The sequence below is a fragment of the Vibrio sp. 10N.222.55.C6 genome, from assembly GCF_041473395.1.
Classification (GTDB): domain Bacteria; phylum Pseudomonadota; class Gammaproteobacteria; order Enterobacterales; family Vibrionaceae; genus Vibrio; species Vibrio crassostreae_C.
Map to the genome: position 1 here is coordinate 1 of NZ_JBFRSD010000997.1, position 562 is coordinate 562.

The following is a 562-nucleotide window of genomic DNA, read 5'->3' on the forward strand; positions in this document are numbered from 1 at the left end:
GATATAGCGAGCCATTACGTCAGCGATGTTTGATTCGTCATGACAGGTCATTAGACCTTTTTCAATGCGTTCATGAGCCTCGTTACCACTAGCATGGGCAATAGCTAGATTCATTTTTTCGTCTATCGATACATTAGACTCAAATATCTCTTTAATACCCGTTACATAAGAAATGTACTCATCTGTATTGATTGGACCTGCGTCTGATGCAGACGTTCGTCCCTCCGATAGAAAGTCATACTCACTTGATACCCTAGGAGTCCAGATTCCATCTCTAGGCTCACCGTACGTTGGTGGTTCACCGTCACCCCTATAAATCTCACCATGTCGTTTTAAAACTGATAGTGGAGTGCGTAACTGACATGTGGCGTGAAACTCCATCCCGTCTGTAACGTCTGAGTTTTGCGTTGCGATATCTCGATACTGTTGCGGAGCTTGCTTAACCTCTTGTATCTGCTCTTTAGTCTCTTGCTTGGCTTTCTTACCAAAAATGAAATCAAATATACCCATGTCCTAGCCCTAATAGTTTTTATTGAAAATACCATATTGTTAACAGAAGAGA

The 562-nt window shown here is 41.8% G+C and carries 1 protein-coding gene; it reads right to left on the reverse strand.

Translation table 11 applies throughout. From position 1 onward, the window contains the following. The coding region (locus AB4486_RS27240) for a hypothetical protein (RefSeq protein ID WP_372119905.1) at nucleotides 1–510 on the reverse strand (510 nt) is incomplete at its 3' end. Nucleotides 511–562: the final 52 nt, after the last annotated feature.